12 protein-coding genes and 1 riboswitch are annotated in these 20105 nt (G+C 72.4%); of the genes, 10 read left to right on the top strand and 2 right to left on the bottom strand.

Going from position 1 to position 20105, the window contains the following annotated elements; genetic code table 11:
* Positions 1–34: 34 nt before the first annotated feature.
* The 8 genes from AC1WTP_RS03015 to AC1WTP_RS02980 all read left to right on the top strand — a co-directional run bounded on the left by AC1WTP_RS03015 (position 35) and on the right by AC1WTP_RS02980 (position 15601).
* A complete protein-coding gene (locus tag AC1WTP_RS03015; protein ID WP_481647702.1) occupies positions 35–1510 on the top strand; it encodes a dihydrolipoyl dehydrogenase family protein in 1476 nt (491 codons plus the stop codon).
* 77 nt (positions 1511–1587) lie between these two features.
* Entirely contained in the window at positions 1588–2589 is a 1002-nt protein-coding gene (locus tag AC1WTP_RS03010) for a LacI family DNA-binding transcriptional regulator (protein WP_481647701.1), read from the top strand.
* Between the two features lie 493 nt (positions 2590–3082).
* Positions 3083–4462 (top strand): ABC transporter substrate-binding protein, encoded by a 1380-nt coding sequence (locus AC1WTP_RS03005; RefSeq protein ID WP_481647700.1) that lies wholly within the window; start codon positions 3083–3085, stop codon positions 4460–4462.
* Positions 4463–4542: 80 nt separating this feature from the next.
* The gene (locus AC1WTP_RS03000; protein ID WP_481647699.1) at positions 4543–5493 is read left to right on the top strand and encodes a carbohydrate ABC transporter permease; all 951 of its coding nucleotides are present in this window, start codon (positions 4543–4545) and stop codon (positions 5491–5493) included.
* Between the two features lie 12 nt (positions 5494–5505).
* Complete coding sequence (locus AC1WTP_RS02995) at positions 5506–6393, top strand: carbohydrate ABC transporter permease (protein WP_481647698.1); 888 nt, start codon at positions 5506–5508, stop codon at positions 6391–6393.
* A gap of 165 nt (positions 6394–6558) precedes the next feature.
* Positions 6559–8211, top strand: coding sequence for a glycoside hydrolase family 13 protein (locus AC1WTP_RS02990; protein ID WP_481647697.1), 1653 nt, complete (start codon positions 6559–6561; stop codon positions 8209–8211).
* A 150-nt stretch (positions 8212–8361) separates the two neighbouring features.
* Positions 8362–11202 (top strand): galactose-binding domain-containing protein, encoded by a 2841-nt coding sequence (locus AC1WTP_RS02985; protein ID WP_481647696.1) that lies wholly within the window; start codon positions 8362–8364, stop codon positions 11200–11202.
* Positions 11203–11314: 112 nt separating this feature from the next.
* A complete protein-coding gene (locus AC1WTP_RS02980; RefSeq protein WP_481647695.1) occupies positions 11315–15601 on the top strand; it encodes a discoidin domain-containing protein in 4287 nt (1428 codons plus the stop codon).
* A 90-nt stretch (positions 15602–15691) separates the two neighbouring features.
* Here AC1WTP_RS02980 and AC1WTP_RS02975 read toward each other — a convergent pair whose 3' ends face one another.
* Positions 15692–16456, bottom strand: coding sequence for a crotonase/enoyl-CoA hydratase family protein (locus AC1WTP_RS02975; RefSeq protein ID WP_481647694.1), 765 nt, complete (start codon positions 16454–16456; stop codon positions 15692–15694).
* Between the two features lie 89 nt (positions 16457–16545).
* Positions 16546–16738, top strand: a riboswitch (cobalamin riboswitch).
* 35 nt (positions 16739–16773) lie between these two features.
* Between AC1WTP_RS02975 and bluB the strand changes: the two genes are divergently transcribed.
* Both bluB and AC1WTP_RS02965 read left to right on the top strand, forming a co-directional pair.
* The gene (bluB, locus tag AC1WTP_RS02970) at positions 16774–17409 is read left to right on the top strand and encodes a 5,6-dimethylbenzimidazole synthase (protein ID WP_481647885.1); all 636 of its coding nucleotides are present in this window, start codon (positions 16774–16776) and stop codon (positions 17407–17409) included.
* Positions 17410–17516: 107 nt separating this feature from the next.
* Positions 17517–18368 (top strand): Rieske (2Fe-2S) protein, encoded by an 852-nt coding sequence (locus tag AC1WTP_RS02965; RefSeq protein WP_481647693.1) that lies wholly within the window; start codon positions 17517–17519, stop codon positions 18366–18368.
* Between the two features lie 414 nt (positions 18369–18782).
* On the opposite strand, the gene AC1WTP_RS02960 is transcribed toward AC1WTP_RS02965, so the two are convergent.
* Positions 18783–20096 carry a LysM peptidoglycan-binding domain-containing protein gene (locus AC1WTP_RS02960; protein ID WP_481647692.1) on the bottom strand — a complete coding sequence of 438 codons (1314 nt, stop codon included), beginning with the start codon at positions 20094–20096 and terminating at the stop codon, positions 18783–18785.
* Positions 20097–20105 lie beyond the last annotated feature (9 nt).

Genomic DNA, 20105 nt, shown 5'->3' with positions numbered 1-20105 from the left:
GGTCCGCGCAGACGAGCTGGGGGATGCTGACGGGGTGGCGGAGCCGGAGCAGGTGGACGTGGTCGTGGTTGGGCTCGGCGTCGGCGGCGAGGAGGTGGCCGGGCGACTCGCCGAGGCCGGGCTCAGCGTGGTCGGCGTCGAGCGGGATCTGGTCGGCGGGGAGTGCCCCTACTGGGGCTGCGTGCCGAGCAAGATGATGATCCGGGCGGCGAACGCGATCGCCGAGGCGCGCCGGATCGACGGGCTGGCCGGCACGGCCCAGGTCCAGCCGGACTGGGCGCCGGTGGCCAAGCGGATCCGCGAGGAGGCCACGGACACCTGGGACGACACCGTCGCGGTGCGGCGGTTCACCGACCGGGGCGGCCGGTTCGTCCGGGGCAGCGGCCGGCTGGACGGCCCGGGCCGGGTCCGGGTCGGCGAGCAGGTCTTCCAGGCCCGGCACGCGATCGTGCTGGGCACCGGCACCCGGCCCTCGGTGCCGCCGATCGACGGGCTGGCCGACACTCCGTACTGGACCAACCACCAGGCGATCGAGGTGGAGGAGCTGCCGGAGTCGCTGCTGGTGCTCGGCGGCGGGGCGATCGGGCTGGAGCTGTCCCAGGTCTTCGCCCGGTTCGGCGTCCGGGTCACCGTGGTCGAGGCGCTGGACCGGGTGCTCGCCGCCGAGGAGCCGGAGGCGTCCGAGGTGGTCGCCGCGGCGCTGCGCGCGGACGGGGTGGAGATCCACACCGGGGTACGCGCCGAGCGGGTCAGCCACGACGGGCGGACCTTCACCCTGCACGGGGCCGGCGGGGCGGAGTTCACCGCCGAGCGGCTGCTGGTGGTGACCGGCCGCCGCGCCCACCTGGAGGAGCTGGGCCTGGACACGGTCGGGGTGGACACCCACCGGCGGTACCTGCCGGTGGACGACCGGCTGCACGTCACCGAGGGGATCTGGGCGGTCGGCGACGTGACCGGGGAGGGTGCGTTCACCCACGTCGCGATGTACCAGGCGGCGATCGTGGTGGCCGACGTGCTCGACCGCTTCCGGCGCGCGCAGCCCGGGGCGGACCCGAGCGGCACCGCGAGCGTGGTCGGCGGTGCGATGGGCGCGGTCAGCGCGCTCGGCGCCACCGGGTCGAGCGGGTCGGCCGGCTCGGTTCCCCGGGCCGACTACCGGGCGCTGCCCCGGGTCACCTTCACCGACCCGGAGGTCGGCGCGGTCGGGATCACCGAGCAGCAGGCCCGGGACCGGGGCGTCAACGTGCAGGTCGGCGTCACGCCGCTGGCGTCCTCGGCGCGGGGCTGGATCCACAAGGTCGGCAACGAGGGGTTCATCAAGCTGGTCGCCGACGCCGACCAGGGGGTGCTGATCGGGGCCACCTCGGCCGGCCCGGCCGGTGGCGAGGTGCTCTCCGGGCTGGTGGTGGCGGTGCACGCGGCGGTGCCGCTCAGCCAGCTCCGGCACATGATCTACGCGTACCCGACCTTCCACCGGGCGATCGAGGACGCGTTGCGCAAGCTGTCGTAGCCCGGCTGACGTCGTCGAGTCATCGCACGGCAGAGGGCTGTTCAATTCTTGCAGCGTGAAGACGTACGATTGCGGCCGTGACGAAACGGCTGACCGAGGTGGCCCGGAAGGCGGGCGTCAGCGAGGCCACCGTGAGCCGGGTGCTCAACGGCCGCGGTGGTGTCTCCGAGGCGACCCGCACCGCGGTGCTCACCGCGCTGGACGTGCTCGGCTACGAGCGCCCGACCAAGCTGCGCGGTGAGCGCGCCCGGCTGGTCGGCCTGGTCCTCCCCGAACTGCAGAACCCGATCTTCCCGGCACTCGCGGAGGTGGTCACCGGCTCGCTCGCCCAGCGGGGTTTCACCCCGGCGCTCTGTGCCCGCACGATCGGCGGCGTCTCGGAGTCCGACTACGTGGAGATGCTGCTGGACCACCGGGTCAGCGGGGTCATCTTCGCCGGTGGCTCGTACGCTCTGGCGGACGCGCCGCACGAGCACTACCGCCGGTTGACCGACCGGGGGCTGCCCGTGGTGCTGGTCAACGCGGGCGTCGACGAGCTGGGCTTCCCGCGGGTGTCCACGGACGACGCGGTGGCGGTGGAGCAGGCGTACGGGCACCTGCGCTCGCTCGGGCACGAGCGGATCGGGATGGTGCTCGGCCCGGAGGGGCACGTGCCGTCCCGACGCAAGCTGGACGCGATGGTCCAGGCCGCGGGCTGGACCGACGTCACGGAGCAGGTCGAGCGTTCCAGCTTCTCCATGGAAGGGGCGCGGGTCGCCGCGACCAAGTTGGTCGAGCGGGGCGTGACCGGCATCATCTGCGCCAGCGATGTGCTGGCCCTGGGCACCATCCGGGCCGCCCGGCGGCTGGGGCGTAGCGTGCCGACCGAGGTGTCGGTGGTCGGCTTCGACGACTCCGCGTTCATGACCTGCACCGACCCGCCGCTGACCACGGTGCGGCAGCCGATCGAGACGATGGGGCAGGCCGCGGTGGACCTGCTGGTCACCCAGATCGAGGGGGCCGGCGTGCTGCACGACGAGTTGCTGTTCGAGCCCGAACTGGTGGTCCGCGGTTCCACCGCGCCCGCCCCCGGCCGCTGACCGGGGCCACCCCGACCGGGTCGCCCGCCGGCCACCGTTCCCGCCGTCGGGCCATCGCACTCGACGCTGACTGAGACCACCGAGCAGCCGCCCCGACTGAACCGACGCTCCGGCCGTCGACCGCCGCCCGCGGTCGGCGGCCGTTTCGTCGTTGCCGACGCCGAGTGGCGACCCGGGGCGCAGCGGTGGCTCGAAGCCACCACCGTGTCTCCACGGATCGGTCCCGGCGAAGGGACGGGAAGCCGGGATTCTCGGCAGCCCTCAGCTGCTGTCGAGATCTACCTCATGAAAGTCGCATCCTTTCAAAACCAGATCGAAATCTTGCGGCGATGAGTCCTCCTCGCTACAGTGACTCCACTCACACCTGGCCCCGGCCCAGCTACGGAGGGTCAGGTCGCGGGGCGGATAGAGCAGTAGCAGCGCATCGTCGCGGTGACGGTCACCGCAGGTCAGCGAAGGTCATGGAGACACCCGTTCCCGAAGGGATGGACAGATGTCCGTACCGCAGTACCGGAAGGCTGCGGCGTTAGCGCTCGTGGCCGGCCTGGGGCTCAGCCCCACGGCATGCTCCACCAAGAGCGACGACGACGACTCGAACGCCGGCGGCAAGGTCACCATCACGGTCGACTGCCAGCCGGTCGGCTCCCAGAAGGAGCTGTTGCAGAACTGGAACGACGATGTCGCGGAGTTCCAGCGGCAGAACCCGGACATCGTCATCAAGAGCGTGAGCGTCGGCGAGCAGTGCAACAACCCGCCGGACTTCACCGCCCGGCTGGCCGGCGGCACCGTGACCGACGTCTTCTACGGGTACATGACCGATCTCCAGCAGGTGCTGGACTCCGGCCAGGCGATGGACATCACCGAGTTCGCCAGCAAGGAGACGATTCCGACCTGGGACAGCGTGGACCCGGCGCTCAAGGAGGTCTTCAGCGACGGCGGCAAGCTCTACGGCGTCCCGGTGAAGAACTACTCGATGGGCCTGGTCTACAACAAGGTCCTGTTCCAGCAGGCCGGGCTCGACGTGAACAACCCGCCCAGGACGTGGCCCGAGGTCCGGGCGGCGGCCAAGAAGATCTCCGCGCTCGGCAACGGCGTCGCCGGCTACGCGGAGTACAGCGCCGGCAACACCGGAGGCTGGCACTTCACCTCCCTGCTCTACTCCCAGGGCGGCCAGGTGCTGACCGCGGACGGCAAGAAGGCCGACTTCAACAACGCGATGGGCAAGCAGGTCCTGCAGAACCTCAAGGACATGCGGTACGGCGACAACAGCATGGGCAGCCGCCAGTTGCTGCAGTGGGGCGACCTGTTGACCAACGCCGCCGCGGGCAAGGTGGGCATGTTCATCGGCGCGCCGGACACCACCCAGGCGATCGTCAGCCAGTTCCAGGGCAAGTTCCAGGACTGGGCGATGGGCCCGCTGCCCGGCCAGGACGGCCCGGCGAAGGCGACGCTCGGTGGCGGCGAGGGCTACTTCTTCAAGAAGGGCCTCGCGCCCGAGCAGGTCAAGGCGGGTCTGAAGTGGATCGCGTACCAGAAGCTGACGCCGGGCAAGGGCCAGTTCGACTACGTCCGGGCCAAGCCGCAGAACTACCCGGTCGGCCTGCCCCAGCCGCTGCTCTTCGCGGCCGGCAGTGAGGCGCAGAAGCAGGAGCTCGAGCTGCGCAAGGCGAACGCGAACGTGGACACCGCGAACTTCGCGGTCTTCGAGACGAACCCGGTCCCGATCAAGGGCGAACCACGCAACGCGCAGGCGATCTACGCGGTGCTCGACGCGGCGATGTCCGGGGTCCTGACGAACCCGAACGCGAACATCGACGCGCTCCTCAAGACGGCCGAAGACAAGGTCAACCAGCTCCTCGCGGCCGAGAGCTGACCCGACGGGTGGGGGCCGGCGCGCCGGCCCCCACCCCAGCCGCGCCGCACCGTCCGGTCACCGACTTCGCAGGAGTTGTCTTGGCGATCACCACCCTTCCGGGGACCACCAGGAAGACGCGCCGCCCGCCGTCCCCGGCAGGGCCGCGGCGGACGAGCCTCGGCCGCAAGGTACGGGACAACCTGACCGGGCACGCGTTCCTGATCGGTGCCGTCCTCTGCTTCGCCGTCTTCTCCTGGTACCCGATGGTCCGCGGCGTCGTGATGAGCTTCCAGCGCACCCGGCGCGGCGAGACCACCTGGGTGGGCTGGGACAACTACCAGCGCATCCTCGACGACCCCAGCTTCTGGACCGCCTGGCGGAACACGTTCTACTTCACGGTCCTCGCGCTCGTCCTCGGGTACGCCGTCCCGTTCTTCGTGGCGATCCTGCTCAACGAGTTCCGCCACGCCAAGGGGTACCTGCGGATCCTGGTCTACCTGCCGGTGATGCTGCCGCCGGCCTCGGCGCTCTTCCTCTTCAAGTTCTACGCGTACGACCCGAGCGAGGCGGGGCTCTTCAACGCGATCCTCAAGGCACTGCACCTGCCCACATCGCAGTGGATGCAGTCCCCCGAGATGACGATGCCGGCGATGGTGCTCGCGTCGACCTGGATGAACATGGGCAGCGCGGTGCTGATCTACCTCGCGGCGCTGCAGAACATCCCCGGCGAGCTCTACGAGGCGGCCGAGCTCGACGGCGCCGGGATCTGGCGGCGGATCCGGCACGTGACCATCCCGCAGACCCGGCTGATCCTCCTGCTCCTGGCGATGCTGCAGATCGTCGCCACCATGCAGCTGTTCATCGAACCACTGATCCTGGCCAACGGCGCGGGTGCGGAGGACTCGGCGACCTCGGTCGCGTACCTCATCTACCAGCACGGGTTCTTCCAGAACGACCTCAACGGCGCCGCGGCGCTCGGCGTGATCATGCTCGTGGTGCTGGCCGCCTTCTCCGCCGTGTACGTGCGGCTGACCGCGAAACAGGACTAGGACGGACGAGGAATGGCACAGGACACCGGGACCCGGACGCTCATCTCCCACGCCCAGCTCCGGCGGGGACGCGGCAGGGCGATCTACTGGGCGCTGCTCACCGTCGTCGTGGTGGTGTTCACGCTCGTCTTCCTCGGGCCGCTCTACTGGATGGTCACCGGCGCGCTCAAGTCCGGCCAGGAGATCGCGCAGACCCCGCCGTCGCTGTTCCCGAAGGATCCCCAGCCGCAGAACTACGTCGACGCGTGGAACAACCTGGACCTCGCCAAGTTGCTGTTCAACACCTTCTACTACGCGGCCGGCGCGGTGCTGTTCCAACTCGTCCTCGACACCGCCGCTGCGTACTCCCTGTCGAAGCTTCGACCGGTGCTCGGCAACGTGATCCTCGGCCTGATGCTGGCGACCCTGATGATCCCGGCGATGGTCCTCATCGTCCCGCAGTACGTGACCGTGATCGACCTGCCGATCCTGCACCTCAACCTGCTCGACTCGCCGTTCGCGATCTGGCTGCCCCTGGTCGCGAACGCGTTCAACATCTTCCTGCTGAAGCGTTTCTTCGACTCGATTCCGGAGGACCTGATGGCGGCGGCCCTGATGGACGGGGCGACGCCGCTGCGCACGCTCTGGTCGATCATCCTGCCGATGTCGCGCCCCATCCTCGGCGTGGTCTCGATCTTCGCCGTGACCGCGGTGTGGAAGGACTTCCTCTGGCCGAAGCTGGTCATGCCGTCGCCCGAGACCCGGACGGTCAGCGTCGGGATCTACGCCTTCTCGGGCGGTACGCCGATGAACGTGGTGGTCGCCGCGTCGGTCATCGCCGCGATCCCGACCGTCATCGTCTTCCTGATCTTCCAGCGGAACATCATGTCCGGCCTGACCACCGGCAGCCTGAAGGGATAGCCCGACGATGCGGACGTTGAGCAGCGCGGCCCGGGGCGGGCTCGATGAGGGGCCGACCGCGCCGGCGCACCAGCGGCGCGACCTCCGCGGCGAACGACGACCGTTCGCCCGACACATCCAGGTCCGGCGAACCCGCCGACGTACCGACGCAGAAAGCAGGTGCTCGTGTCCACAGTAGACGACCTTCGGTGGTGGCGCGGCGCGGTGATCTACCAGATCTACCCGCGCAGTTTCGCCGACGCCGACGGCGACGGGATCGGTGACCTCGCGGGTATCCGGCAGCGCCTGGCGTACCTCGCCGGCCTCGGCGTCGACGCGATCTGGTTCAGCCCCTGGTACCCCTCCCCGATGGCCGACGCCGGCTACGACGTGGCCGACTACCGCGACATCGACCCGGTCTTCGGCACCCTGGCCGAGGCGGAGGCGCTGATCGCGGAGGCGCACGCGCTGGGCATCAGGACCATCGTCGACGTGGTGCCGAACCACTGTTCGGACGCGCACCCGTGGTTCCAGGCGGCACTGGCCAGCCCGGACGCCCCCGAGCGGGAGCTGTTCTGGTTCCGTCCGGGCCGCGGCGCGGACGGCTCCGGCAAGCCCACCGACTGGGTCTCCCCGTTCGGCGGCGACACCTGGACCCGCACCACCAACCCGGACGGCACGCCGGGCGACTGGTACCTGCACCTCTTCGCGCCCGAGCAGCCGGACTTCAACTGGGACCACCCCCGGGTGCGCGCCGAGTTCGAGGACATCCTGCGGTTCTGGCTCGACCGGGGCGTGGACGGCATCCGGATCGACTCCGCGGCGATGCTGGCCAAGGACCCGACGCTGCCCGAGGCGACGCCGGACGGGCCGAACCCGTTCGTCGACGTGGACGCGGTGCACGAGATCTACCGGAACTGGCGGCGGATCACCGACGGCTACCCCGGCGAGCGGGCGCTGATCGGCGAGGTCTGGCTCCCCGACCACCAGCGGTTCGCCAACTACCTGCGCCCGGACGAACTGCACGCGGCGTTCAACTTCGACTTCCTCGGCTGCGCCTGGGACGCGGACGCCCTGCGCGCCTGCATCGACACGACGCTGGCCGCGCACGCCCTGGTGGACGCCCCGGCCACCTGGGTGCTCTCCAACCACGACGTCACCCGGCACGTCACCCGGTACGGCCGGGAGGACACCACGTTCAGCTTCGCGGCCAAGCGGGAGGGGATCGCCACCGATCTGGAACTGGGCACCCGGCGGGCCCGGGCGGCGGCGCTGCTCTCCCTCTCCCTGCCCGGCGCCGCCTACGTCTACCAGGGCGAGGAGCTGGGGCTCTGGGAGGTCGAGGACATCCCGCGCGAGCTGCGGCAGGATCCGATGTTCTTCCGCTCCGGCGGGATCGACCCCGGCCGGGACGGCTGCCGCGTCCCGATCCCCTGGTCCGGCGAGACGCCGCCGTTCGGCTTCAGCCCGGACGACACCACGGCGGCCCCCTGGCTGCCCCAACCGGCCGACTGGAAGGACCGCACCGCCCGCGCCCAGACCGGCGACGAGCGCTCGATGCTCGAGCTGTACCGGTCGGCGATCGCCATCCGGCGGGCCGAGCCGGCGCTCGGCGACGGCGAGATGACCTGGCTGCCCGCCCCGTCCGGGGTGCTCGCCTACCACCGCCCGCCCGGCTTCACCTGCCTGGTCAACCTCTCCGACACGGCGGTGCCGCTACCCCCGCACACCGGGCGGCTGCTGGCCAGTGGCCCGCTCGACGACGACCTGCTCCCGCCGGACACCGCCGTCTGGCTGCGTACCGCCGAACCGACCGCGGCCGGACCCGAACCGGCCTGACCACCCGCGGTGCCGGCGGCCCGTCCCGCCCGCCGGCACCGCGCCCACCCGCCGGCCCCCACCGGCCCGCACCCGGAAGGAGGTACGTCGCCCCAGCGCCACCGCACCGCACGGGGGATCTGGACCACGACGAAAGGGAGAGCCCAGCTCATGCCCGATTACGCCACCGCCACCCCGCACCCACCCCGAACAGTCCGGCTCCGCACCGGGGTCGCCGCCCTCGCCGGCGCCGCCCTCACCGCGACCTCGCTCACCGTCATCGCGTTGACCAGCACCGCCACCCCGGCCCAGGCGGCCGGGCTCTCCCCGTTCGACATTCCCGGCCGGGGCGCCACCGTCCCCTTCGTCGAGCACGAGGCCGAGGAGGTCGCGCACACCGGCACGAAGATCGGCCCGGACCGGCGGTACGGCACGCTGCCGTCCGAGGCCTCCGGCCGGGAGGCGGTCACCCTCGACGCGGTCGGCGAGTACGTCGAGTTCACCCTCACCGCGCCGGCCAACGCGGTCACCTTCCGGTACAGCCTGCCGGACAACGCCGCCGGCACCGGCCGGGACGCCAGCATCGACCTGCGGGCCAACGGCGCCCTGGTCAGGGCGGTGCCGGTGACCTCCCGGTACGGCTGGTACTACGGCGGCTACCCGTTCAACAACAACCCGGGCGACACCAACCCGCACCACTTCTACGACGAGACCCGGACCATGTTCGGCACCACCTACCCGGCCGGCACGAAGATCCGGCTCCAGGTCTCCTCGACCGCCCAGTCGCCCACCTTCACCATCGACCTGGCCGACTTCGAGCTGGTCGGCGACCCGATCACCAAGCCCGCCGGTGTCCTCGACGTGGTCACCGACTTCGGCGCCGACCCGACCGGCGCCACCGACTCCACCGCGAAGTTCCAGGCCGCGGTGGACGCCGGCCGGGCCCAGGGGCGGGCGGTCTGGATCCCGACCGGCACCTTCACGCTCTGGGACCACGTGGTGGTCGACGGGGTGACCCTGCGCGGGGCCGGGCCCTGGTACTCGGTGCTCGGCGGCCGGCACCCCACCGACCGCAAGCGCGCCGCCGGCATCTACGGCAAGTACGTGCCGGGCGGTGGCTACAGCGGCGGGATCCGCCCGCACGAGGCCGGCGGCCCGAGCCGCAACGTGACCCTGCGCGACTTCGCCATCATCGGCGACATCCGGGAGCGGGTGGATGAGGACCAGGTCAACGCCATCGGCGGGGCGATGTCGAACTCGGTGGTGGACAACGTCTGGATGCAGCACACCAAGGTCGGCGCCTGGATGGACGGCCCGATGGACAACTTCACCATCCGCAACAGCCGGATCCTGGACCAGACCGCGGACGGGGTGAACTTCCACTGGGGCGTCACCAACTCCACGGTGACCAACACCTTCGTCCGCAACACCGGCGACGACGCCCTCGCCATGTGGGCGCAGAGCGTGCCGAACGTCAACAACTCCTTCACCTTCAACACGATCGGCGTGACCATCCTCGCCAACCACCTGGTCACCTACGGCGGGCGGGACATCAAGATCACCGACAACGTGACCGCCGACTCGGTCACCAACGGCGGTGGCATCCACGTCGCCAACCGCTATCCCGGGGTGAACGGCCCGACCGCCGTCGCCGGGACGATCACCGTCGCCCGGAACACGCTGATCCGCAACGGCAACTCCGACTACAACTGGCGCTTCGGGGTCGGCGCGATCTGGTTCTCCGCGCTCAACGAGCCGATCCAGGGCGCGTCGATCGCCGTCACCGACACCGACATCCTGGACAGCTCGTACGCGGCGCTGCACTGGATCGAGGGCGCCACCAGCGGGATCAGCTTCACCAACGTACGCATCGACGGCGCCGGCACGTACGCCCTCCAGGTGCAGGCGCCCAGCCAGGTGTCGTTCACCAACGTACGGGCCACCGGGATCGCCCAGGCCAACCCGATCCACAACTGCGTCGGCAGCGGCTTCCAGATCACCCAGGGCGCCGGCAACTCCGGCTGGTACACGCCCACCCCGTACTGCGGGCCGTGGCCGGAGCCGCAGTGGGGCGGCGGCCCCACCAGCCCACCCCCGACCACCACGCCGCCGCCGACCACACCGCCGCCCAGCGGCGGAAACCTGGCGCTGGGCCGGCCGGTTACCGCCACCGGCTCGACCCAGAACTACGTGCCGGCGAACGCGGTGGACGGCAACGCCGCCAGCTACTGGGAGAGCGCCAACAACGCCTTCCCGCAGTCGCTCACCGTCGACCTGGGCGCGGCGCGCGCCGTCGACCGGGTGGTGCTGAGACTGCCCGCCGGCTGGGAGCGGCGCACCCAGACGCTGTCGATCCTCGGCTCCACCGACGGCTCGTCGTGGAGCACGCTCGCCGGCTCCGCCGGCCGCACCTTCGACCCGACCGCCGGCAACACCGTCTCGGTCGGCGTGCCGGCCGGTGACCGGCGGTACGTCCGGGTCACCGTCACCGGCAACACCGGCTGGCCGGCCGGCCAGGTTTCCGAGTTCGAGGTGTACGGCGGCGGCACGCCGCCACCGACCACCCCGCCCCCCACCACGACACCGCCACCGACCGGCAACCTGGCGCTCGGCCGCCCGGTCGCGGGGACCAGCCACGCCGACGTGTACGTGGCCGCCAACGCGGTCGACGGCAACCCGAACACCTACTGGGAGAGCGCCAACCACGCCTTCCCGCAGTCGCTGACGGTCGACCTGGGTGCCGCCCGTCCGGTCGCCCGGATCGTGCTGAAGCTGCCGCCGTCCGCGGCCTGGCAGACCCGTACCCAGACGCTGTCGGTGCTCGGCTCCACCGACGGCTCGTCGTGGAGCACGCTCGCCGCGCCGGCCGGCCGCACCTTCGACCCGGCCAGCGGCAACACGGTCTCGATCGGCGTGCCGGCCGGTGACCGACGGTACGTCCGGGTCACCGTCACCGGCAACACCGGCTGGCCCGCCGGCCAGCTCGCCGAGTTCGAGATCCACGCCACCTGACGTGTGGGCGGGGCCCCGTACGCCGACCGGGGCCCCGCCCACGCCGCACCACACCGCACCACACCCCCGCACACGCCTCTCCACGTCCCCCGGAAGAAGGTGTCCCCCCACCATGTCCAGATTCCGTACCCGGGTCGTCGCGGCGCTCGCCGTGCTCGGCCTCGCCGTCACCGCGGCGCCCGCGCCGCCGGCCGTCGCCGCCGGCGGACCCAACCTCGCCGCCGGTCGCAGCGCCGCGGCCAGCAGCGTCAACGGCCCGTACGTGGCGACCAACCTCACCGACGGCAACCCGTCGACCTACTGGGAGAGCAGCGGCGCCCTGCCGCAGTGGGCCCAGGTCGACCTGGGCTCCGGCCAGTCGGTCGACCAGGTGAAGCTGAAGCTGCCGGCCGGCTGGGAGGCGCGCACCCAGACGCTGTCGGTGCAGGGCAGCGCGGACGGCAGCGGCTTCAGCACCATCGTCGCCTCGGCCGGCCGGGGGTTCAGCCCGGCCGAGGGCAACACCGTCACGCTCGACTTCCCCGCCACCACCACCCGGTACGTCCGGGTCGTGATCACCGCCAACACCGGCTGGGCCGCGGCCCAGCTCGGCGAACTGGAGGTGTACGGCGCGGCGACCTCGTCGGCGAACCTGGCGGCGGGCCGGACCATGACCGCCAGCGCCCACGCGGACGTCTACGTCGCCGGCAACGCCAACGACGGCAACCAGGGCAGTTACTGGGAGAGCGCGAACAACGCGTTCCCGCAGTGGCTCCAGGTCGACCTCGCGGCCACGGTGAGCGTCAACCGGCTGGTGCTCAAGCTGCCCGCCGGCTGGAACGCCCGCACCCAGACGATCACCGTGCAGGGCAGCACCAACGGCTCGACCTTCAGCACGATCGTCGCGTCGGCCGGGTACGCGTTCAACCCGGGCGCCAACAACACCGTGACCATCACGTTCACCGCGGCCAGCACCCGTTACCTGCGGCTGCTCTTCACCGCCAACACCGGCTGGCCCGCCGGGCAGCTCTCCGAGCTGGAGGTCTACGGGCCGGCGACCGGGGACACCCAGCCGCCGTCCGCGCCCGGCAACCTGGCGTACACCGAGCCGGCGAGCGGGCAGATCCGGCTGACCTGGACGGCGTCCACCGACAACGTCGGGGTGACCGGGTACGACGTCTACGCCAACGGCGTCCTGCGGACCAGCGTCGGCGGGACCACGCTGACGTACACCGACAGCCAGCCGGCCGGCGCCACCGTCTCCTACCACGTCCGGGCCCGGGACGCGGCCGGCAACCAGTCAGCCAACAGCAACACGGTGACCCGGACCGGCAACACCGGCGACACGGTCGCGCCGACCGCGCCGGGCAACCTGGGGTACACCCAGCCGGCGAGCGGGCAGATCCGGCTGACCTGGACGGCGTCCACCGACAACGTCGGGGTGGCCGGGTACGACGTCTACGCCAACGGCGCGCTGCGGGGCAGCGTCGGCGGGACCACGCTGACGTACACCGACAGCCAGCCGGCCGGCGCCACGGTCTCGTACTTCGTCCGGGCCCGGGACGCGGCCGGCAACGTGTCGGCGAACAGCAACACGGTGACCCGGACCGGCAGCACGCCGGGCGGCAGCAATCTCGCCGTGGACAAGCCGATCACCGCGTCCTCGGTGGTGCACGTCTTCACCGCCGCCAACGCCAACGACGACGACGTCACCACCTACTGGGAGGGCGCGCCCGGGGCGTACCCGAGCACGCTGACCGTCGCGCTGGGCGCGAACGCGAGCATCAGCGCGCTGGTGGTGAAGCTGAACCCCGACCCGGTCTGGGGGCCGCGCACGCAGACGTTCCAGGTGCTCGGCCGGGAGCAGTCCGGGTCCGGGTTCAGCACGCTGGTCGGTTCGGCGACGTACTCGTTCAGCCCGGCCAGCAGCAACACGGTGACCATCCCGGTGTCGGCGACGGCCGCCGACGTCCGGCTCCAGTTCACCGCCAACTCCGGCTCGTCCAACGGGCAGGTCGCCGAGTTCCAGGTGATCGGCGTGCCGGCGCCGAACCCGGACCTCACGATCACCGGGATCACCGCCGCGCCCGCCGCGCCGGTGGAGACCGACGCGATCACCCTCTCCGCCACCGTGCGCAACGCCGGCACGGCGGCCTCCGCCGCCACCGCGGTCGGCTTCCACCTGGGTACGACGAAGGTCGGCACGGCCACCGTCGGTGCCCTGGCGGCCGGCGCGTCGACCACCGTCTCGGCGAACATCGGCCCGCGTAACGCCGGCAGCTACCCGCTCGGCGCGACGGTCGACGAGGCGAACACGGTCATCGAGCAGAACGAGGCGAACAACAGCCACACCAGCCCGAGCCCGCTGACGGTCAGCCCGGTGGCCAGCTCCGACCTGGTCGCCTCGGCGGTGATCTGGTCACCGGGCACGCCGAGCGCGGGTGCCACGGTCAGCTTCGCGGTGACCATCCGCAACCAGGGCACGGTCGCCTCGGCGAGCGGCGCGCACGGCATCACGCTGACCGTGCTCAACGACACCGGCGCCGTGGTCCGTACGCTGACCGGTTCGTACAGCGGCACCATCGCCGCCGGGGCGAGCGCCGGCCCGGTCAACCTGGGCACCTGGACCGCGGCCAACGGCCGGTACACCGTCCGGGTGGTGCTCGCCGACGACGCCAACGAGCTGCCGGTGAAGCGGCAGAACAACACCAGCGAGCGGTCGCTCTTCGTGGGCCGCGGCGCCAACCTGCCGTACGACATGTACGAGGCCGAGGAGGGCTCGGTCGGCGGCGGGGCGCAGGTGGTCGGGCCGAACCGGACCATCGGCGACCTGGCCGGCGAGGCGTCCGGCCGGCGGGCGGTGACCCTGAACAGCACCGGCGCCTACGTCGAGTGGACCACCCGGGCCCCGGCCAACGCCCTGGTCACCCGCTTCTCCATCCCGGACGCGCCGGGCGGCGGGGGGATCGACTCGACGTTGAACATCTATGTCAACGGCGTCCTGCACAAGCCGATCAGCCTCACCTCGAAGCACATCTGGCTGTACGGCGCGGAGGCCAGCCCGAGCGACTCGCCGAGCGCCGGGCCGCCCCGGCACATCTACGACGAGGCGAACGTGTTGCTGAACTCCACCATCCCCGCGGGCAGCCGGATCCGGCTCCAGAAGGACCCGGCGAACAGCACCACGTACGCCATCGACTTCGTCAATCTGGAGCAGGTGGCGCAGCGGGCCAACCCGGATCCGACCCGGTACCGGGTGCCGAACGGGTTCAGTCATCAGGATGTGCAGAACGCTCTGGACGCGGTCCGGATGGACACCACCGGCACCCTGGTCGGGGTCTACCTGCCCGCCGGCACGTACGAGACCGCGCAGAAGTTCCAGGTCTACGGCAAGCCGGTCAAGGTGGTCGGCGCGGGCATGTGGTTCACCCGCTTCCAGACGCCGACCGGCCAGCAGAACACCGACGCCGGTTTCCGGGTGGAGCCCTCGGCGAGCGGGTCGTCCTTCGAGCACCTGGCCTTCTTCGGCAACTACACCAACCGCATCGACGGGCCGGGCAAGGTCTGGGGCGAGTTGAAGGACGTCGACAACATGACCCTGGACAACGTCTGGGTCGAGCACACCGTCTGCGCGTACTGGGGGGTGAGCGTCAGCGGCCTGAAGATCACCAACAGCCGCTTCCGGAACACCTTCGCCGACGCGGTGAACATGACCAACGGCAGCACGAACAACCTGGTCAGCAACTCCGAAGGCCGGTCGAACGGGGACGACGCGTTCGCGCTCTTCTCGGCCGTCGACCAGGGCGGGGCGACGGCCAACCACGGCAACGTCTTCGAGAACCTGACCGCCACGCTGACCTGGCGGGCGGCCGGGATCGCGGTGTACGGCGGCTACGACAACATCTTCCGCAACCTCTACATCGCGGACATGCTGACGTACTCCGGCATCACGATCAGCTCGCTGGACTTCGGCTACCCGTTCATCGGCTTCGGGGCCAGCCCGCCGACGCAGTTCCAGAACATCTCGCTGATCCGGGCCGGCGGCCACTTCTGGGGCGCGCAGACCTTCCCGGCGATCTGGGTCTTCTCGGCGTCCAAGGAGTTCCGCGGCATCCGGGTGTCCGACGTGGACATCGTCGACCCGACGTACTCCGGGATCATGTTCCAGACCAAGTACACCGGGGGTCAGCCGGAGAACCCGATCACCGACACGGTCTTCACCAACGTGTCGATCTCGGGGGCGCGGCGCAGCGGTGACGCGTTCGACGCCAAGTCGGGCTTCGGCATCTGGGTCAACGAGATGCCCGAGGCGGGCCAGGGCCCGGCCGTCGGCTCGGCCACCTTCGTCAACCTGCGGCTGACCGACAACTGGCAGGACATCCGCAACACCACGTCCACCTTCACCATCAACCGCAGCTGACGCGGCACGACCCGGGCGCCGTCGGGAGGACCCGCCCTCCCGGCGGCGTTCGCCGTTGCGGGCCGACCCTCGTGACGCGGCAGGACCGGGTCAGTCGGCCGGGGCGCCGTGCCGGCCCGCGCCGGCCGCGAACCGGGCCGCCCCGGCCGCCGCGTCGACGGCCAGCGAGTCCATCCCGTACGCCAGTTCGGTGGCCAGCGCCGCCGGCTCCGGCAGGCCCGCGCCGGCGAGCACCGCGGCCCGGTCGTTGCGCAGGCAGGTCTGCGGGTGCCGGGCGATCTCGGCGGCCAGCCGCTCGGCGGCCGTCCGCGCCTCACCCGGCCCGACCAGCCGGTTCACCAACCCCATGGCGTACGCCTCCGCGGCCGGCACCGGCCGGCCGGTGAGGATCAGGTCCATCGCGCGGCTCTCGCCGATCAGCCGGGGCAGCCGGACCGTCCCGCCGTCGATCAGCGGCACTCCCCAGCGCCGGCAGAACACCCCGAGCACCGCGTCGGACTCGGCGACCCGCAGGTCGCACCAGAGCGCCAGCTCCAGCCCGCCGGCCACGGCGTACCCGGAGACGGCGGCGATCACCGGCTTGGTCAGGGTCATCCGGGTCGGGCCCATCGGGCCGTCGCCCTCCGCCTCGACCCGGTTGCCGCTCGGGGTGCCGATCGCCTTCAGGTCGGCGCCGGAGCAGAACGTGCCGCCCGCGCCCCAGAGCACGGCCACCGCCGCGTCCGGGTCGGCGTCGAAGGCGCGGAACGCGTCGGCCAGCGCCCGGGCGGTCGGCCCGTCGACCGCGTTGCGCGCCGCCGGCCGGTCCAGGATCACCGTGGTCACCGGCCCGTCACGCTCGACCCGTACGCCCATCGGGACAGCATGCCCCCGGCGCTGTCGGCACGCCAGTGGGCACCCGGCCGGTGCCCGGCGACCGGGCGCGGGGCTAGCATCACCGACGGCACGATCATGCGAGGTGCCCTGCGCGAGCGGGGAGAATCGGGAAGCCGGTGGAAATCCGGCACGGGCCCGCCGCGGTGACCGGGGAGCCACCGTCCACGCGCAGCAGCGCAGCCACTGGCCCGAGGGCCGGGAAGGCGGACGGCCAGGCGTCGATCCGGGAGTCCGAAGACCGGCCTCGCGTCCGGTGCCCACGCGCGGGCGTGGGCCGAGCGCAGCGGGAGCCTGCCCTGAACACCGAGCTGTACGACGTCATCCACCGCCGCCGGGACGTGCGCGCCCAGTTCACCGGCGCGCCGGTGCCCGAGGAGGCCCTGCACCGGATCCTCACCGCGGCGCACGCCGCGCCGAGCGTCGGTTACTCCCAGCCCTGGGACTTCGTCGTGGTCCGCGACCCCGAGCTGCGGCGGCGCTTCCACGACCACGTGCGCACCGAGCGTGAGACGTTCGCCGCCACGCTGGACGGCGCGGCGGCCGAGACGTTCGGCCGCATCAAGATCGACGGGGTGCTGGAGTCGAGCCTGTCGATCGTGGTGACCTACGACCCGGCCCGCGGCGGGCCGGCCGTGCTGGGCCGGCACGCCATCGCCGACACCGGGCTCTACTCGGTCTGCCTGGCCATCCAGAACCTCTGGCTGGCCGCCACCGCCGAGGAGCTCGGCGTCGGCTGGGTGTCCTTCTACCGCGAGCCGTGGCTGGCGGACCTGCTCGGTATCCCGGCCGGCATCCGGCCGGTGGCCTGGCTCTGCCTCGGCCCGGTCACCCATCTCGAGTCCGTGCCCGACCTGGCCCGGCACGGCTGGCGGCGGAAGCGCCCGCTGGCCGACGCGATCCATCACGACCGTTGGGTGGCCCCGGCCGGCTGACCCCACGGCCGCCCGGGTTGCGGAGCCGGCGCCCGGTCGTCACGCGCCGCTGCGGATCCGTCACCGGCGACCGGTTTGCGACCGCGAACGCCGGGAAGTCGGTACGGGTGCGAGCACTGTTGACGAAGATTGAGCAGAACACCCGGCTGGACCGGGTCGGTGACCGGTTGCAGCGCGCCGTCCAGGCGACCCTGCGCCCGCAGCGGGTTCGCGACCTGTTGCACGGCGTCTGGCTGGGCCACCCGCTGCACCCGGCGATGGTGCAGGTGCCGGTGGGTGCCTGGATCAGCGCGGCCATCCTGGACGTGCTGCCCGGGCAGCAGCGGGCGGCCACCACGCTGACCGCGGTCGGCACGGTGAGCGCCCTGCCGGCGGCGGTCGCCGGGCTCAACGACTGGGCGGCACTCGCTCCCGACCAGCGCCGGGTCGGCCTGGTGCACGCCGCGTCGAACAGCGTCGCGCTGGTGTTCTACGCCGGCTCGGTGAGCGCGCGCCTCCGCGGCCGGCACGGGCTCGGCCGGGCCCTCGGCATGATGGGGCTCAGCGCGGCGAGCATGGGCGCCTACATCGGCGGGCACCTGGCGTACAAGCAGGGTGCGCAGGTCAACCAGAGCATCTCCGAGCTGCACCGGATGAGCGGCGGCTGGCACCCGCTGGGTGACCTGGCGACCCTGCCGCAGCGACAACTGCTCACCCGGGAGATCGACGACGTGTCGGTGATTCTCTACCGGCACGGCGACGACGTCACGGTGATGCTGGAGCGCTGCCCGCACCAGAGCGGCCCGCTCGGCCAGGGCGAGGTGCAGGTGGTCAACGGGCACGAGTGCGTGGTCTGCCCGTGGCACGGCAGCACGTTCCGGCTCAACGGCGGCGAGGTCGTGCACGGCCCGTCCGGCAACGACCAGCAGATCCTGCCGACCCGGGTGCGCGAGGGCGTGCTGGAGGCCCGGCTGCCCTGAGCGGCGGTACGCGGGGCTGCCGTGGGGCCAGAGCGGCGAAGCCGGCAGACCCCAGCGCGGGCGCGAGCCGACCAGGATCTGGCGGCTGGCCCGGCGCGGGCGCGGCGTGCCTTATGCCCGCGCGGCTGTCCGGCGCGATGGACCTGGCCGAATGGGAACGCCGGACCGCATGAAGGTCCCGCGGCCGCCTCCGGCTTGCGCCCCGGCGGGTTGGGCTCCCCCAGCCACCCGACGGCAAGAGTGATGACTCTCAGGCATATTTATGCCTGAGAGTCATCATGCTCGTGCGGGTGTTCGGCGCCGACACGGAGGCGGGCGTCGGGAGCGTCGCGCCGGAGCGTCACGCGCATGCCGGACGCAGCGCCACCACGCCCGCGAAGGCGGCCAGTTGCAGCCCGTTGGGCCCGGCCGGGGCTAGTCTCGGCGGTGCCGGCCCACCGGCAGTTCTCCGGCCACGCTCGCGTGTGCCCTCGCCTGACCGCTCACGGCTGCGCCGCGTGCCGCCGCCGCACCGCCTGCCGGCGCCGCACCGCCTCCCCGCCCGGCCCCGCTGGAGCCGGCGCGGACGGTGGCCGGGCGACGGCGCAGGCCAAGAACCGCGCCGATCTGGGCGCCGACGATGCTGGCCACGGCGAGCACGGCGGAGACCGCCAGCGGGCGGTTCACCCGGTCGGGCGCGCCCGACCGGGCCGCCCCCACCGTCACCGGGGCACCGGGCGCCTCCGCCCCCGGCTGCCGCTGCCCCGGGTCTCCCGGGGCCTGGCCCGGTGCGGTCCGGCCCGACCCGGCCTTTTCCGGCGTCGCTCGACCCGGTGTGGCCTTTTCCGGAGTTGCTCGACCCGGTGTGGCCTTTTCCGGCGTCGCTCGACCCGGTGTGGCCTTGCCCGACGTCTCCTGGCCGGAAGCGGCCTGGCCGGGAGTTGCCCGACCGGGGGCTGCCTGGCCGGTGGTGGCGTGACCGGGGGGTGCGGGCCGGGCCGGGCGGGCGACCAGCCGGCCGGTGGCGTGCGGGCGAGCACCCCGGTCGCTGGCCCGCTCGGGCAACTTCAGCAACTGCCCGGGGCGGATCCGGTCCGGGTCGTCCAGCCGGTTGAGCCGGGCCAGCTCGCGGTAGTCGGCGAACCCGCCCAGGTAGCGCTCGGCGACGGCGCCGAGGTAGTCGCCCCTCGCCACCCGGTAGACGGGCGCGTCGCCCCCGGACATCGCCCGGGCGGCCGGCCCGGCCGCGTTCGGCGGCAGCGCGGTCGACGCGACCGACTGCCAGGAGGTCGCGGGGGAAGCCAGCGCGGCCGGCGGCGCCGACTGGCCGTACGGCTCCATGGCAGCCACCGTGGCGGCGCTCGCCGCGGGGGCGGCGGCGACGATCAGCGCGACCGACCCGACCAGCGCCGCCGCGGCGCGCTGCTGGCGGCTCATCCCGGGCAGCCGGGGCGCCGGCCGGCGCAGCGCCTGCGCGCCCAGCTCGACCAGCACGGAGAGAGCGAACGTGGCCCAGCCGAACCAGCCGGCCACCGCCAGCGCCCGCAGGAAGAGCCGTCCGTCGTCGCGGCTGGTCAGGGTGGCGCCGACCTCGGCGAGGGTGGGCACATGGTCCGGCAGCGGGTTTCCGGCGAAGGCGAGCAGCGCCACCGGCCCGCCGGCCAGCACCCCGCAGAGCACGACGAGCGCACCGAACCCGGTCAGGATCCGTCCGGCCCGCCGTACGGCGGAGCGACCCGATGCGGACATGGCTGCCTT

The organism is Micromonospora sp. R311 (genome assembly GCF_056780015.1).
Note: the sequence above shows the minus strand (reverse complement) of the source record. Positions and strands in the feature narration are given on the sequence as shown.